Origin of the sequence: Rhodococcus sp. IEGM 1379 (genome assembly GCF_030056815.1) — a bacterium.
In the GTDB taxonomy this organism is placed as follows: Bacteria; Actinomycetota; Actinomycetes; order Mycobacteriales; family Mycobacteriaceae; genus Rhodococcus_F.
Map to the genome: position 1 here is coordinate 42,970 of NZ_JASHKR010000024.1, position 15,489 is coordinate 58,458.

At 60.8% G+C, this 15,489-nt stretch carries 16 protein-coding genes and 1 pseudogene; 8 read left to right on the plus strand and 9 right to left on the minus strand.

The features are described from left to right. Positions 1 to 12: 12 nt before the first annotated feature. Both casG and QM600_RS15305 read left to right on the plus strand, forming a co-directional pair. Positions 13 to 1,671 (plus strand): steroid-24-oyl-CoA synthetase, encoded by a 1,659-nt coding sequence (gene casG / locus QM600_RS15300; protein ID WP_283262330.1) that lies wholly within the window; start codon positions 13 to 15, stop codon positions 1,669 to 1,671. A 50-nt stretch (positions 1,672 to 1,721) separates the two neighbouring features. Continuing rightward, on the plus strand, positions 1,722 to 2,510 hold the full coding sequence (locus tag QM600_RS15305; protein ID WP_283262331.1) for an SDR family NAD(P)-dependent oxidoreductase: 789 nt from the start codon (positions 1,722 to 1,724) through the stop codon (positions 2,508 to 2,510). Here the strand turns inward: QM600_RS15305 and QM600_RS15310 are convergent. From QM600_RS15310 to QM600_RS15320, 3 genes are read right to left on the minus strand one after another with little or no spacing between them, the layout of a single operon-like run. Continuing rightward, positions 2,507 to 2,992, minus strand: coding sequence for a carboxymuconolactone decarboxylase family protein (locus QM600_RS15310; RefSeq protein WP_283262332.1), 486 nt, complete (start codon positions 2,990 to 2,992; stop codon positions 2,507 to 2,509). The genes QM600_RS15305 and QM600_RS15310 overlap by 4 nt on opposite strands. Further along, the gene (locus QM600_RS15315) at positions 2,973 to 4,118 is read right to left on the minus strand and encodes an NAD(P)H-dependent amine dehydrogenase family protein (protein WP_283262333.1); all 1,146 of its coding nucleotides are present in this window, start codon (positions 4,116 to 4,118) and stop codon (positions 2,973 to 2,975) included. The genes QM600_RS15310 and QM600_RS15315 overlap by 20 nt, the downstream gene beginning before the upstream one ends. A 50-nt stretch (positions 4,119 to 4,168) precedes the next feature. Next, positions 4,169 to 4,840 (minus strand): NUDIX hydrolase, encoded by a 672-nt coding sequence (locus QM600_RS15320; RefSeq protein WP_283262334.1) that lies wholly within the window; start codon positions 4,838 to 4,840, stop codon positions 4,169 to 4,171. Between the two features lie 60 nt (positions 4,841 to 4,900). Between QM600_RS15320 and QM600_RS29645 the strand changes: the two are divergent. Together QM600_RS29645 and QM600_RS29650 are read left to right on the plus strand one after the other, a co-directional pair. Continuing rightward, positions 4,901 to 5,788 (plus strand): annotated as a pseudogene (locus tag QM600_RS29645) (ADP-ribosylglycohydrolase family protein); the annotation flags it as partial. A 510-nt stretch (positions 5,789 to 6,298) separates the two neighbouring features. After that, a complete protein-coding gene (locus QM600_RS29650; protein WP_349307262.1) occupies positions 6,299 to 6,808 on the plus strand; it encodes an O-acetyl-ADP-ribose deacetylase in 510 nt (169 codons plus the stop codon). A gap of 219 nt (positions 6,809 to 7,027) precedes the next feature. On the opposite strand, the gene QM600_RS15330 is transcribed toward QM600_RS29650, so the two are convergent. From QM600_RS15330 to QM600_RS15345, 4 genes are read right to left on the minus strand one after another with little or no spacing between them, the layout of a single operon-like run. Beyond that, entirely contained in the window at positions 7,028 to 7,690 is a 663-nt protein-coding gene (locus tag QM600_RS15330) for a YoaK family protein (protein WP_283262336.1), read from the minus strand. Between the two features lie 18 nt (positions 7,691 to 7,708). Beyond that, complete coding sequence (locus QM600_RS15335; protein ID WP_283262337.1) at positions 7,709 to 8,074, minus strand: RidA family protein; 366 nt, start codon at positions 8,072 to 8,074, stop codon at positions 7,709 to 7,711. 35 nt (positions 8,075 to 8,109) lie between these two features. Further along, positions 8,110 to 8,922, minus strand: coding sequence for an alpha/beta fold hydrolase (locus QM600_RS15340; RefSeq protein WP_283262338.1), 813 nt, complete (start codon positions 8,920 to 8,922; stop codon positions 8,110 to 8,112). Continuing rightward, positions 8,919 to 9,701, minus strand: coding sequence for an IclR family transcriptional regulator (locus QM600_RS15345; RefSeq protein ID WP_283262339.1), 783 nt, complete (start codon positions 9,699 to 9,701; stop codon positions 8,919 to 8,921). Before QM600_RS15345 ends, QM600_RS15340 begins: the two co-directional genes overlap by 4 nt. A 163-nt stretch (positions 9,702 to 9,864) precedes the next feature. On the opposite strand from QM600_RS15345, the gene QM600_RS15350 reads away from it, so the two are divergent. From QM600_RS15350 to QM600_RS15365, 4 genes are read left to right on the plus strand one after another with little or no spacing between them, the layout of a single operon-like run. Next, positions 9,865 to 10,866 (plus strand): ABC transporter substrate-binding protein, encoded by a 1,002-nt coding sequence (locus tag QM600_RS15350; RefSeq protein ID WP_283262340.1) that lies wholly within the window; start codon positions 9,865 to 9,867, stop codon positions 10,864 to 10,866. Between the two features lie 11 nt (positions 10,867 to 10,877). After that, on the plus strand, positions 10,878 to 11,654 hold the full coding sequence (locus QM600_RS15355; protein WP_283262341.1) for an ABC transporter permease: 777 nt from the start codon (positions 10,878 to 10,880) through the stop codon (positions 11,652 to 11,654). Beyond that, on the plus strand, positions 11,651 to 12,445 hold the full coding sequence (locus tag QM600_RS15360; protein WP_283262342.1) for an ABC transporter permease: 795 nt from the start codon (positions 11,651 to 11,653) through the stop codon (positions 12,443 to 12,445). The genes QM600_RS15355 and QM600_RS15360 overlap by 4 nt, the downstream gene beginning before the upstream one ends. After that, complete coding sequence (locus QM600_RS15365) at positions 12,442 to 13,236, plus strand: ABC transporter ATP-binding protein (protein ID WP_283262343.1); 795 nt, start codon at positions 12,442 to 12,444, stop codon at positions 13,234 to 13,236. The genes QM600_RS15360 and QM600_RS15365 overlap by 4 nt, the downstream gene beginning before the upstream one ends. Here the strand turns inward: QM600_RS15365 and QM600_RS15370 are convergent. Together QM600_RS15370 and QM600_RS15375 are read right to left on the minus strand one after the other, a co-directional pair. After that, positions 13,233 to 14,783: a carboxylesterase/lipase family protein gene (locus QM600_RS15370; protein WP_283262344.1), complete on the minus strand. Its 1,551-nt coding sequence runs from the start codon at positions 14,781 to 14,783 to the stop codon at positions 13,233 to 13,235. The genes QM600_RS15365 and QM600_RS15370 overlap by 4 nt on opposite strands. A 26-nt stretch (positions 14,784 to 14,809) precedes the next feature. Further along, the gene (locus QM600_RS15375) at positions 14,810 to 15,487 is read right to left on the minus strand and encodes a GAP family protein (protein ID WP_283262345.1); all 678 of its coding nucleotides are present in this window, start codon (positions 15,485 to 15,487) and stop codon (positions 14,810 to 14,812) included. Between the last annotated feature and the right edge of the window lie 2 nt (positions 15,488 to 15,489).

Here is a 15,489-nt window from a genome sequence, read left to right on the forward strand (position 1 = left end):
AGGTGCAGCAAATTGACCACTCCCGTTGATACCCAAGCCTTCATTGCCTCCGTCATGGAGGGCCTGACCGGCCCGGGTGGGCGTTTCGAAATGGTCGCCGAAGACGTGCTGGGCAGTTCGATGCCCGTCATGAAGAACCGTGACAAGTCGTTGGGCGATGTGCTGGCAGCATCGCTCGACTACGGCTCTCGCGACTATCTGGTTACGAAGGACCGTCGACTCAGCTACCTCGAACACGGCTTTGCTGCAGCGGCATTGGCTCAGGCACTGCATGACAAGTACAGCGTGCGCAAGGACGATCGTGTTGCCATCCTTGCCGCCAATACCCCGGAATGGGTGATGTCGTTCTGGGCAGCACAAGCGCTCGGCGCAATCGCCGTCGGCTTCAACTCGTGGTGGGTGGCCCGCGAAGTGGAATACGGGGTCGAGCACACCACACCTACCGTCGTGATTGCCGATGCCAAACGGGCAAAGCTGTTGGCGAGCCTGAACATCGACGTGCCGGTGCTCACCATGGAAGAAGATCTCCCACGGCTGATCGAGGAATACGCCGGATCAGAACTCCCCCGCACTGCCGTGGACGAAGACGATCCGGCCGTCATTCTTTACACCAGCGGAACCAGCGGTCGCCCCAAGGGCGCTGTCCATACCCACCGAAACGTGTTGGCAGTCATCGATTACCACCGATACAGCGACTGCCTGGCTGCAGCCTTCACCGGAAAGCCGACTGACGGCGGACCGAGCGATCTGCGCTACCTTCTGACGTCGCCGCTCTTTCACATCGCCAGCCTGCACAACCTTGTCGTGCCGAGGCTCGCAACCGGCAGTGCTGTCATCATTCACGAGGGCGCGTTCGACGTCGACAAAGTCCTCAGCCTCGTCGAGCAGGAGAAGGTCACCAACTGGGGCGCTGTCCCGACCATGGCCAACAGACTCCTCGAGCACGGCGATCTCGGCAAGTACGATCTGACCTCGCTCACGTCCTTCGCGCTGGCATCCGCGCCGTCGTCGCCGGCCTTCCAGGAGCGATTGCGCACTACACTTCCCTTCGCGCAGTACGCCTTGGTGGACAGCTATGGACTCACCGAATCGTGCACCGGTGTCTCCGTCGCCACACCCCCGGAACTCGCTGCCTTCCCGGGAACCCTGGGTCGACCTATCATCGGTGTGAGCGTGGAAATTCGCGATCCCTTCGGAGTTCCCCTTCCCGAAGGTGAGGAAGGCGAAATCTGTGTCCGCAGTGCATATGTCATGCTGGGATACTGGAACGACGAAACTGCCACCGCGGCCGCAATCGACCCGGATCGGTGGCTACGGACCGGAGACTTCGGGGTACTCGAAGACGGCCGCCTCCGCTTGACCGGGCGCCGATCCGACCTGATCCTGCGCGGCGGAGAAAACGTTTACCCCGTCGAGATCGAACAGTGCCTGGACGAGCATCCTGAGGTACTCGAGTCCATCGTCGTCGGCTTCGATTCTCCGGATCTAGGGCAGGAAGTGGCTGCCGTGGTGGTCGTTCGCTCCGAGGACGCCATCACCGAAGAAGAATTGCGGGACTTCGCTAGCGAACGCCTGGCCTACTTCAAGGTCCCGGCCAAGTGGCAGATCACCACTACTCCATTGCCGCGCAATGCAACCGGAAAGGCCATTCGCGCCAAAGTCGTTATCTGAAGCAGTACCGATTCTCGGCAACCGTCGAATCGGAAAATTCTTGAAAGCAGGTGCACATTAATACTTCCAGGTTTGCCGGCAAGACCGCTGTCGTGACCGGCGCGGCCTCAGGGATCGGCGCAGCAATTGCCTTGCGCCTTATCAGTGAAGGCGCGCGGGTTGCCGGTATCGATGTCGCTGAGGACGCCCTCAAGGAGATGGCGACACAGCATGACGGTGCATTCTTTGCCGCCCCGGCCGACGTGACCAAGGAATCCGAGGTTGCGGCGGCAATTGCAGCCGCGGCAGCTGAATTCGGTGGCATCGAGATTGCATTCAACGTTGCCGGTGCGTCGAGGGTCGGGCCCATTGTCGATCTCGACGAAGCCGATTGGGACTTCACGATCGATCTGGTGCAGAAGGGCGTATTCCTGTGCACCAAGCACGAGGCGCGCCACATCAAGGAGCACGGCCGCGGCGGCGCCATAGTCAATGTCGCCTCGCTCAACGCTCACATTCCGATGCCGTACGGTAGCCCCTACTCGACGGGCAAAGCGGGTGTGGAAATGTTCAGCAAGGCTGCTGCGGTGGAACTCGCCGGCGCCGGCATTCGCGTAAATTCCGTTCTGCCCGGCCTGGTCGACACCCCTCTCGTCGCTCCGGTCATGGCGTACGAACCCGCCCGAGACATGTTCCTCGCGCGTATTCCCATGGCAAGGGCGGCAACTCCCGAAGAAATTGCCGGCCCGTGTCTCTACCTTGCGAGCGATGACGCAACCTATGTCACCGGAACGTCATTGGTTGTCGACGGCGGATGGGAAGTGTCCAACTACCCCGATCTGACAACCCTCGGCAGTTAAGTTTCGCTGCTGGGCAATACACACACTGTGTCGAGACCGAGGACGTGGTTGAGCCGACCTGAGGCCAACCACGATCCGAGGCACATACTCAGTTCGACGATTTCGGCCTGAGAGTAGTGGGCGCTCATACGCCCCCAGAACTCGTCGTCGAGTCCATGATGGTCGACGGCGTATCGCTCTGCGTATTCCGCGGCCAAACGGGTCCTGTCGTCGAAGGCGTCAGTAGTACGCCAATCCGTGACGGCCTCGGCGAAAGTGGACTCCACAATTTCGCCGTCCCGTTTCGTACGCCAGTCCTGACACGTGATGCACCCGTTGATCTGCGCGATACGCAGACGTGCGGCCTCGAACTCCCGGAGTCCGAAAGAGCTTTTGCTGTAAACATTTTGAGATAGAGCCGCGGCCGCCGGACCTATGCCCGGGACCATCTCTCCCCACACATAGGCCAGAGGATCTTTGCCTTCAGGAATGTCGATGTTCATGCTCTGTCCTCCAAGTTTCGGCGCCGAGTTTACCGACACCAGCGGTGAGTGGAACGTCGAGCGCATCGTACAAGCCAGGCTTCGCGGCACGTAGCCACGGGATGGCATTGACGAGACGCCCAACCGCAGTGGCGTTTCCGCCAGCGGCACGGTTTCCGCCCTCATCGGTCGCCTCGACATTGACCTCGATGCGCGGGCGACCTTCGATGATGACCTTGTGCGCTCCGTCGCCGCCGTCCGGTGGCATCGGCCAGTCCGGAGCACACGACGGATGGATCCGCGTGACGTGTTCGATGACGATGAGCGGCTTACCGTCGACGATCCCCTGGACTTCGAAGCGCAGAGCACCCTGGGTTCCGGCGGCAAACTCACCCATCTGCTCCGTCGCGACGCTCTGATCGAGTTCACGACGCAGCAGCGTCTCACGCACAGCGTCGAGTTCAACACCCAAAGCCCGGGCTATGAGCCGAATCTGGCCGCCCCACACCATCGTCGGCACACCTGGGGTCACCATCGGGGGCTCGTAGTCCATGGGTTGACCCATACCGACCAGATAGCGGACAGAATCGGGTTGATCGTAGGTTGTGTAGTCGAAGATTTCCTGGCACCGGATCTGATCGATAGTTCCCGCAAGTCCACTGATGAGTACGGGAAGTATGTCGTTTCCCCAACCGGGGTCGACGCCGGAGACGAACAGTGCGCCGCCACCGGCCTTGGCCGCGGACTCGACAGGGTCGCGCACTTCCGGTGGGGCCGAGCGATAGTCATAGAGCGCGTACACCGACGGCGTGACAACCACTGCGCCGACGTCCAGTGCGCGCGTGATGTCTGCGACCGCGTCGTCGGGTCGGATCTCTCCGGACGCGGCGTAGACAACCGCACCGGGGGCGGTAGCGAGCACAGCGTCGGCGTCATCCGTAGCTGCTACGCCGAGGCGGTATCCGAGTTGAGCAAGATCCCCCGCGTCTCGGCCGACCTTTTCCGGGTTCGCGACAATGACCGCTGCCAACTCGAGGGCAGGATTTGCGACCACAGCGCGAATCGAGGCACGACCGACGTTCCCGGTCCCCCAGACGACGGTTCGGATCCGTCCAACATGACCTGCCGCGGCATCACTGACATCCATAAGTCGGACATTACTCAGCCAGGAGTTCATCGCACGGCCGAATGCCTGAACTACCCGGTCAGAAACACCGAAGCTTGCGCTGGAAGTACGACACCGGGCTTTCGGCGGTACGTCTCTGCCGGACGACCTGTGCCCGCTCGGGCATATTCTCCGGTGCTGATCAGTGAATCGATGACATGGCGCCGGAACCCGTCTTTTTGCAGTTCACGGTCGAACACGACCTCGTACAGTTGTCGCAGTTGCGGAACAGTGAAGGTGTCACCGAGGAACCCGGCCGGATCGATATTGACGGCATATCGGTACCGCAAGTCGGCGACGGCAAGCCTGACTATCTCAGTGTGATCGAAGGCCATATCGTCGACGCCGTACGCATTGAGCAGGATCGCACCGGAGGGTAGCGCGGATTGCGGTATCGCGGCAGCGTGCGCTACCGACAGCACCCATCCCCGGTCGTCACGGTCGGGGTTGTCGAGGATTGCCAGTTGATGGAACTCCGTGTTTGCCATGTCTGCTTTTGTCTGCAAGGCGCGATCAGCTGCGGCAGTGAGCAATTCACGTTCATGGAGAAATGTTCCGGGTAGCGCCAGCTTTCCGCGGCGATGCTTGACTGCCAGGACCTTCAGGGCAGCATCCGCGTAGGTCAGTACCGCCACATCGACGGCGATCGACGGCCGGGGGTAATCCGTCAGGGCATGACCAGTCGAATCTTTCCATTCATCCACTCTTGCATGTTAGCTCAAACATGATCTATAGTTAGCTCAAAGTTGAGCAAAGGGGCGAACATGAAGCTGACCACACTGCAGTCCGACCGTGCAGCGGGGGTACTGCTCGGCACCGCAGCGGGCGACGCCCTCGGCGCGGGATACGAATTCACGTACCCGAATGCCAAGGCAACCATCAATATGATCGGCGGCGGCCAGTGCCGGTGGGCACCGGGCGAATGGACCGACGACACGTCGATGGCCATTGCGATAGCAGAGGTAGCAGCAACCGGAGTCGATATCGGAGATGCTGAAGGACTGGATGCCATTGCAGCGCAATTTATTCGGTGGTACAACTCCGACCCTGCGGACATCGGCATTCAGACCGAGGCCGTACTGTCCGCACGGTCAACCAGCGCGTCCGCCATGACAGAGTGCGCCCGGGCGGTCGACGGCCTCAAGGGTGGCAACGGTTCGCTCATGCGCACCGCGCCCGTAGCACTCGCCTACCTCGACGACCCGGTCGGAGCAATCAACGCCGCACAGCGCATCGGCGCACTCACCCATGACGATCTGCGCACCGGCCAGGCATGCCAAATGTGGACTCACGCCATCAGACACGCAGTCCTTCACGGCACCTTCGACGGCGTCCGCGACTACCTGTCCATCGCAGACGCAGAGGCAGCCGACTACTGGGGCCCCCTGCTCGATCAGGCCGAAACAGGTAGTCCACGAGACTTTTCCAAAAATGGCTGGGTAGTCCACGCACTCCAAACCGCATGGTGGGCCATCACCTCCACCGACAGTGGCGACGTAGGCCACCTTCAGCGCGCCCTCGAAGCTGCCGTCCGCGCCGGTGGCGATACCGACACCACAGCTGCCATCGCCGGCGGTCTGCTCGGCGCCCGATGGGGAGCATCGGCCGTCCCGGCGCGCTGGCGTCGCATCATGCACGGCTGGCCCGGATATACCTCCGCAGATCTGATTCGTCTCGCGATCAAGACTGTCCGCGGCGGCACCGACGATCGAAACGGTTGGCCGTCCACGGCAACACTCGATTACTCACGGTTTCGCGGCACTCACCATCTGACCACACATCCGCACGACGACGGCGTGCTGCTCGGCGGAGTGGACGCGGTATCGACTGCGCACTACGACGCCGTAGTCAGCCTCTGCCGCATGGGAACCCAACAGGTCAGTACCGAACACATCGAATTCCGACTGGTCGACGACGGCCACGAATCCAATGCCCACCTCGATTTTGTCATCGACGACGCCGCACAGACCGTCAAGACCCTGCGAGAAGAGGGCAAACGTGTACTGCTGCACTGCGTTCAGGCACACAGTCGCACGCCGTCCGTTGCTGCGCGATACTCGGTACTGCTCGGGCGAAATCCCCTCGACGTGCGCACCGCCATGCCGTGGGCACGCCCGAAGACCGAACTCTGGAACAGCGCTGTCACCCCTACAGGAGGAACCATGCCCACGATAACCGTCGTCGAAGGCGACATCACCACCCTCGACGTCGATGCCGTCGTCAATGCCGCAAACTCGAGATTGCTCGGCGGCGGCGGAGTCGACGGAGCGATCCATCGCGCCGGAGGCTCGGCAATCCTCGAAGCCTGCAAGGTTTTGCGAAACACCAGCCTGCCCGACGGTTTGCCGGTGGGTGCCGCCGTAGCAACCACTGCGGGAAAGATGAAAGCCCGCAACGTGATCCACACGGTCGGACCGCGCTATTCGGATACCGAAGACCTCTCGGCCCGGCTCCGTTCCGCATACACGCGCAGCTTGGCGGTTGCCGATTCCCTGGGCGCCCGGACGGTTGCATTTCCGTTGATCTCCTCCGGCGTTTACGGCTGGCCCAAAGAAGATGCAGTGCGGCAGGCGGTTTCCGCCATCCGTGCAGCGGACACCCAGGTGGAATCCGTCATTCTTGTCGCCTACAACCAGGAGTCTGCGGCCCTGATGCGGCGTATCCTTGCGTGAGCGCTAGCGGGCCCGCATACGACCGCTCAGCTGACGGTTTCCGAAGTCCAGACCCGAGCCGTCACTGGCGACCAGTGCGGTAAGTCCGGCGGCGACCAACAACGAGATGATGACTACGCCCATGATGCGTCACCTCTTTCTGATGTAGATGGAGAACTCTGCGCCTGTCGGCTGACACCAAGTATATGTAACTGATGGTTACATGCAATGTGGTGTCGCTCACCTGGCACTGGGTGATGGCGATACCAGCCACGCGACTTCGATCAGGCCGGCGGCAACTACCGCTGCCGGCCAGAGCGCATGGACACCGATCCAGCGGTGCATCAAGGCACCGAGAATCGCTCCCACGATCAGCCCCGCACACATACCGAAGTGCTGCAGCCACGCCCACCGCGGACCGCCGAGAAGTGCACCGGTCAGTCGCTGGCCCATCTTCACCAACGCGCCCGTCATATAGGTGACACCGATCGTCACCTCACCGTCACGCTGGAACACCGAGTTGACGGCACCCATCGCCAACGCCATCGCGGTAACCGCACCGGGAGTGATGCCGAAGCTACCGAAGACGGAACCCACGACCAACAGAGTTGTCACCACCGACAAGACCGCCACCTTGCGGGCTCGTATCGAAAAGCGTTCGGTGACATGGGTAATGACCGTTCCGAGCGCGATACCGACCAGGAAGAGGACAATCACTGCCGCCGGCACGCGGGCCACCGACCATAGGCCCTCGGAAATCGAGACGCTCATCTGAGTCATGTTGCCGCTCATGAAGGATACGAACTGTCCGCTCAGGACGATGAATCCGAGCGCATCGACGTACCCGGCCAGACCGGCAAGAGCAATCGCGAGCCCGATCAATGATCTGCTGTATCCCGTCACCTGACAAAGCGTGACACATTACTGGGGCGTATAGGCCATACACTCCACTTCCATGTGGGCACCCAGCGCCAAGCCATCGGTGCCGAACGCACTTCTCGCCGGCAACCGACCCGCCGGGAAGTACTCCAGGTAAACCTTGTTGAACTCCTGCCAGCGCGACATGTCGTCGAGCATGACGGTGCATTTGAAGACCGCGTCCATACTCCACCCGTAAGCGACCAACGACGCCGAAATATTCTCCATCGTCTGGCGTGCCTGCTGCTCGAATCCCTCGGCAAGTGTTCCGTCCGGCAACATCCCGATCTGTCCGGACAGATACAAGATGTCTCCGACGCGAACCCCCGTGGAGAACGGCGTATCGAAGGCGGGCGGAATGAATTCCATTGCTACTCCTCGTTCGTGCTCAATCAGATTCACAGTCAGAGCGTTTCGCGAGTACGGACCTCGGCCAGAAAATCGGCCACCAATTGGTTCCACGCATGTGGGTCCTCGAAATACGGCGAATGTCCACGTTCTGCCAGTTCGATCACTTCCGACTTGGGCAGAAACTGGGCTGCCGAACGGATCCGCTCGGGAGTCATCAATGCGTCGCGTTCTCCGGCAATCATCAGCACCGGCACGTCGACGCCCGCCAGCGCGGAAGGTTCGTACGTGTAGTTGGTCAGAATGCGAAAGAACTCCGCGTCGGATGGGCGGTGCCCGAAGGATCCGAGCGCTTGATAGAGATATGCGCGGGCCGGATCCAGACCGAGTAGCCGATCTCCGACCGCCGGATGCACGCCGAGCGGTCGGGCTGTCACTGGTCCAGCGGTGACGGGCGGGTCCACTTCTGGTCCGAAGCCGACAGGAATTCCACCCGTCGTACACGCGAGAACTACGGATTCCACCCGATCCGGAGACTCGATTGCCGTACCGAGTGCCGCCCAACCGCCCATCGACTGCCCGACGATATGCGCGCGATCCACACTGAGCAGATCCATGATCTCGCGAAGGTCGGAGACAGCGGCACGCGGACCGTGATTGCCGCCATTGTTGGTCGAACGGCCGAATCCTCTTTGATCCCAGGTGATTACCCGATATTTCTGCGCGAAGTACGGAACCTGCTGGTACCAGACCGCCGCGTTTCCACCCAAGCCGTGAGTGAGGATCAGATCGGGACCGGTACCCGCAGTCTCGTACCAGATCTGCTCACCATCGGTGGAGGTGAGAAATCCTTCGGTGCGTGGGATCATCCTTCGTCTCCTGATTCGGTGGAGCGCTTACCGCCCGCATGATCGGTGAGCAGTTGTTCGATGTCATCGGTGGTGCGGCGCAGATGCTCCTGGACCATCGCGACGGTGTCGTCGTCGAAATCGCTGTCGAACCCGATCACCGTCACCGCACACAACGGAGAACCCTTGCGTGAGCATGCTGCACGCGAGACCGATCCGATAATATCGCGGGACCGCTTGTGTACCACCGCAAATCCCGTCGCGCGGGTTTCCTCGATGTCGGCAAGAAACCCGTTGGGTCCGTCGAGCGGATAGCCGGCCTGTTCCACCAACTTCAGGTACGGCGCAAGCGCGCTCGCGTCCAGTGCGGCAAGAAATGCCAGCGGGCCCGCAAACCGGTGCGGCGGAAGTAGATCGCCGAGCATACGAGTGATCATCTTGAGCCGATCGGGACGCAGTGCAGCAATAATCCGACTGCCGGAACTCTCGAGAACCTGCAGATTTACCATCATGTCGGTTCGCTCCGACAGCGCCTGCAACGCCGGATTGCACAGTGCGGCCAACGAATGTGCGGCGGCCTCGTGAGAGACCTGAAGCGCTGCCGGACCAGGTAGGTACCGACCGTCGTAGCGGAACACCCAACCGCGACTGGCCAACTCACCGAGAACCCGATGGGCCGTCGGCCTGAGCATGCCCACCTCTTCGGCGAGTTCACTGAGCGTCATCGGTGTCGTCGACCGGGCAATCGCCTCCAGCAGATCGAGAGCCTTGTCGACGGCGGACGCCGAACCCTTCGTCATCCGTTTCCTCCTGGTGCCGGTTTTTGAAAAGCCTTGGCATTCGCCTTGGAAATTACTATAGTCACAATAATCATTCCGTACTACGGAATTCTACGAGTATTTTCACCCTTCCCTCCGGACTACCGGCAAGGAATCGATTCTCCTACGCGAGAGGCTTTCGGACATGACGGTTGGACACACCCTCCGGTCTGCGCGACAACTCAAAACCGCCGCGATCGCGACCATCGCCGCAGCCGGCCTGGTACTGACGGGATGCTCGGACGACGCCGCAGCGACGCAGGACAATGCAGCGCAAACCACGACGATCCGTATTGCACCGCAAGCCATTGCCGACTTCGCGCCGATCTGGCTGGGAATGGATCAGGGCTACTTCACAGAGCAGGGCCTCGACATCAAACTCGTCGAGGGTGGAGCCAGCTCCGCCGCTCAGATTCCGTTGCTACTGAGCGGAAATGCCGATGTCGCAGCCACTACAGCGACAGCAGCGATCCAGGCACGTAGCCAGAACATGGACGTCACCATCGTCGGCGGACTCACCGACTTTGCCCAGTCCGATGCGGTTGACCAGTCCGGACTGGTAGTCGCAGGCAACAGCCCTATCACCGGTTTCCGCGAACTCGAAGGCAAGACAGTCGCGATCAGCGGCCTCAAATCAGTAAGTGAGGCAGTCATTTCCGCAGCTGTCGAGAAGTCCGGCGGCACACCGAGCAAGGTTTCCTTCATCCAGGCCCCGATGCCCAACCTCGGAGATCTGGTCGCCAGCGGTGGTGCGGACGCCGCATTCCTGATCGACCCGTTCCTGAGCAAGGCCACCGCGGCGGGTCTGAAGATCCTCGGCCACCCCTTCCCGTTGGCGGCACCCGGCGTTCCCGGCACCTCCCTCGTAGCGTCGACGGCATTTGCCGAAGCCAACCCGGATACGATCACGAAATTCCGTACGGCACTCGCACAGTCGGTCGATTTTGCCAATCAGAACCCCGACAAGGTCAAGGCAGCGCTGTCCGCGCAGGCCAAGATTCCCGCCGAGATGCTGGCAAGCAGCAAGAATCCGCAGTTCAGCGCCATCGTCGATCCGGCGTCGCTCACCGAGGAGATCAACCTGCTGGTCAGGTACGGAGTCTTGACCGACACGGTTGACGTCAACTCGATCCTTCTGGCCAACTAGGCATTCTCACAGTGTCCACTAAGCGCAGGACGCACGTGCTGCTCGGCCGGCTGCTGACGCTCTTCGCGTTGGCAGCCGGTTGGCAGATCTTCGGGATGCTGAGTTCCGCTGACGTCAAGGCGATCCCAACGTTCAGTGCGGTAGCCGGAGCCTTCATCGACGAACTCGGGACATCGGCGCTCTGGGACGCGATCGGCCGCACTCTCTCTACGACGGCCATCGGTCTGGCACTGTGCCTGCTCATCGGTATCCCTGCCGGACTGATCCTGGCAGCCCATCCGTTCCTGACCGTATCCTCACGATTTGTCATCGACTTCTGCCGTACGGTTCCCCCGTTGGCGGTCATCCCGTTATTTCTGCTGATCATGGGTCCGACCCAGCGCATGGCGGTTGCACTCATCATCGCCGTGAGCATCTGGCCGATCCTGCTGCAAACCGTTCACGGGGTGAAGAACGTCGACCCTGAACTACTTTCCACTGCACGGTCTTTCCGATTACCGCTCTGGCGCCGACTCCTTCTGGTCGTCGCGCCTGCCTCGATGCCGTACGTGTTCACCGGAATTCGAATCTCGGCAACTCTCAGCCTTCTTCTCGCCATCGGCGCCGAATTGATCGCCGGTGTTCCCGGATTGGGCAAGGAAATTCTGCTCAGCCAATCCGTACCCGGCCGAATGTTTGCGTTGATCGTTGTGGCCGGATTGTTGGGAATGCTCCTCGCCTTCGCGGTGACTGCGATCGAAACACGGCTGCTCGCCTGGCATTACGTCCCGAGGAGAATGAACGCGTGAGGATACTGTCAGGATTCCGACTCCTCGCCTGGGAACTGTGGCTGCCAATTCTGCTTGTCACGGTGTGGTACTTCGGTTCCGCTTCCAGCAAGTCACCGTACTTTCCGCCGGTGTCGCGCATCTGGAAAGCCTTTGTGGACAACTGGTTCGGGCCAGGATTCACGCAAGACGCGATTCCCAGTCTCACCAATCTTGCGGCAGGCCTGATCATCGCACTGATCATCGGAATTGCCGCCGGGCTTGCTCTGGCGCTGTTTCCGCTCGCTGCGGAGATCGCCGATCCGTTTCTTCAGTTCTTCCGCGCGATCCCCGCGCTCGCGGTACTGCCCGCACTGTTCATCGTCTTCGGCACGGGACCTTCGGGCAATATTGCTGCCATCGCCTTCGGCGCCGTCTGGCCGATCCTTCTCAACACCCTGGACGGCATCCGCTCCATCGATCCCAGCATCAGACTTGTGGCCCGCAGTTACCGCATCCATACTCCGCTCCTGATCAGTCGAGTACTACTCCCGGGAGCGATGCCACAGATCACCGTCGGCATCCGAACGAGCCTGGCAATCGGTGTTGTCATCATGGTCGGCAGCGAAATGTATGTCTCCACAGCAGGAATCGGTCACTTCGTGATCGTGTCCCAGCAAACCTTTGCGATCGCGGACATGTGGTCCGGCATTCTCCTGCTCGGCATCATCGGCTACATCCTCAATGTCGGATACGGCGTCATCGAACGGTGGCTGCTGCGATGGCAACCACGTACCCACGGAGCCCTCGTCGCGAAAGGCGCACAATCATGAGCACCAACGAAGTTGCCGTCGAATTGCGCAACCTCGGAGTCACCTACGGCGGCCCGACCGGACGCGAAGTGCTCCGCGGAATCGACCTCGAAGTCCGTGACAACGAGATCGTCTGCATCGTGGGGCATTCTGGCATCGGCAAGAGCACATTGATCCGCTGCATCGCCGGATTGCAGAAGCCGACCACCGGCGAGGTACGCATCACCGGAAAGGTCATCACCGAACCTCCCGCCACCCTTGCGTTGGTCTCCCAGGATTACGGCCGAACGCTCATGCCATGGCTCAAAGTTGGTGAAAATGTTCGACTTCCACTGCGAGGCATCGGTTTGCCTCGCAAGACACAGAACAAGCATGTAGCCCAAGCACTCGCCGCCGTCGGCCTCGACGGCGCCGAGCGTTCGTACCCGTGGCAACTGTCCGGCGGAATGCAGCAGCGCGTCGCCATTGCCCGAGCACTCGCCTACCGCCCTCAGGTTCTTCTGATGGACGAACCATTTGCGTCCGTCGACGCCCAAACCCGCGCCGAGCTGGAGGACCTACTCCTCACACTCCAACGTGATCTCGGCATCACGGTTCTGCTGGTAACCCATGACGTCGACGAGTCGGTGTACCTCTCCGATCGCGTAGTCGTTCTCGGTGGTACACCTGCGCTGGTGCGCGATGTCATCGACGTACCTCTGACGGGAGTGCGCGATCAGCTCACCACCAAAGCAGATCCATTGTTCATCGAATGCCGCTCACGCGTCCTGACATCGATTCAACTGTCGAAGACAACTCCGGCGCCTGTTTAAGCAAATGCAATCACCTTCTCACCCCACGCAATTCGAATTTCAGAGTCCAGATCAGCCACTGTCATATCGATCTTGTCGATGACCAGCGTTGAGCGGCGATCCGTATCGTACGGCGGCCAACTCGGATCCGAACCCAGCCACCCGGCATCATTCGCCTTCGCAAACGCCAGCCACCGTGCCTGCATACGATCTGACACATGACGCGCCGCTGCCAGCCCACCCAGTTTGTAGGTGATGTCCTTGACCGAGTGCGTAATATTCCCGAACACGTAGGGCAGTTCCGTTCCGTGCGTCGCCCCGATCTTCAACACCTTCAGCATGGTCGGGGCATAGTCGAAGCGGTACAACCAGGTTGGTGCAACATGGCTGTGCGCCTCGGCGATCCAGAGCGTCGGCAAGCGGAAGCCGAAATCGCGGGTGAGCCCGAGTCCTGCGTTTACCTGTGAGAGGCCCGAATACGCGGATTCGATCTGTGAATGCTCGGGCAGTTCCACATCCGGATGCTCGTCGGCAATCTCCGCGAACATCGCTCTGATCACCTCGGTATCGATAGGCATCAAGGGCGACTTCATCATTCGAAAGAGCGATGACTCATCCTTGTTGGTTCCGATCAGCAGCGGGATAGGATGTGCATTGCCACGGCGGAATGCCCGCACCGGGTAGTCGGGAAGCAGGTCACCGTCTACAATCGGCGCAAACGCCAAGGTCCCGGGCGTCTCCTGCGGAATGCGCGCAAAGAGTTCATCCGACGGTCCGACGAGGTCTTCGGCTGCGATGGTACGCAATAGCCCGAGATCGGCCTCGCCTCCGCAGAGTATGTCGAGAAATGTCTGCGCAACCTTGTCGCCGCGTTCGCTTCCGTATACCGAAGTAGCCGGAGAACTTTGAGCGATCGCCCGGTGAAACAACCCGCGGGCCGACGGAACCGTCATCAGCGTGGTGACCGCGCCGCCGCCGGCAGACTCTCCGAAAAGTGTCACCCGATCTGGATCGCCGCCGAACGATGCGATGTTGCCCTGTACCCATCGCAGCGCCGCAATCATGTCGCGCAGAGCGACATTGGAATCGAAGGTGTGTTCATCCGAGTTCAAAGACGAGAAGTCAACGAATCCGAAGACACCGATCCGGTAGTTGATCGTCACTACGACGACGTCACCGTTCGAAGCCAAGGACGTTCCGTCGTAGACGGGTTGACTGGAGGCGCCACGAAAATATGCCCCGCCGTGAATCCAGACCATGACGGGCTTCTTCGCTGTTATTCCAGCGGGGGCCCACACATTGAGAGAGAGGCAGTCTTCGTCCATGGCGACGTTGTCGCCGAGCGGAATTACCGCGACGCGACTCTGAAGCTCACAGGGACCGAATTCTGTCGCGTCGTAAACCTCTGTCCACGGCTCCGGCGGCACCGGAGCCCGGAATCGCAAGGGTCCGACGGGCGCTGCCGCGTAGCGGATTCCCTTCCAACTCGATACCGAACCGTCCGTGGACCCGCGTACCGGACCGAGCAATGTTTCGACGACCGGCATTTCACTGTGTGTGGTTGTCATTTCGAATTCTCCTCAATGTATGTGTGTTACTTCGAGAGCGCTTCTACGACGTGGGAGAGTTCCAACGCGGCGAGCATCAGAAACAGCGCGGTCATGATCGCCGAATTATGCTGAATCAGTGCAGTTTTGGTGGCACTCAGAGTCGCAGTCACCCGCTCCGACGGCACCGCGGCAAGTGCGGACAAGATGATCAACGCGATTGATGCAACTACCGCGAACAGCACCGAGTACACGAGGATCCCGACCCACGAAAGGTGGTCGCCACCGATGATCGAGCCCGCCTTCAATTCGAGGGGCAGGTTCTTGGCATTCGGAACGGTCAACAGCAGCCCCAGGACCGCCGCTTTTGCCGGCTGCATCGTATCGATCTGCGCAAGCCACGACGGCAGGGCCGGCTCGGCATCACCCTTGGGGCGGCCGCGCCAACTCGAGTAGGCAAGCGCCAGGAATCCGGCGGTGAACACGACGGCAAATACTGTTTGTACGGTGTGCCCGCCACCGCTCTTCGCCGAGGCGACACCGGTGGTCGAGAATGCCGTGGCCGCGGTGATCGCGGCGGCAGCAACAGCGATACTCGCGGTATAGGCGAAGGCATTGGCCTTCGATCTGACCGACAGCAGAATCGCGATGATCGCAACCAAGGGAATCGGACTGATGATAATTCCGGTGGCTAGTGGGATGAGCTGCGCAGTAATCGATTCCATTC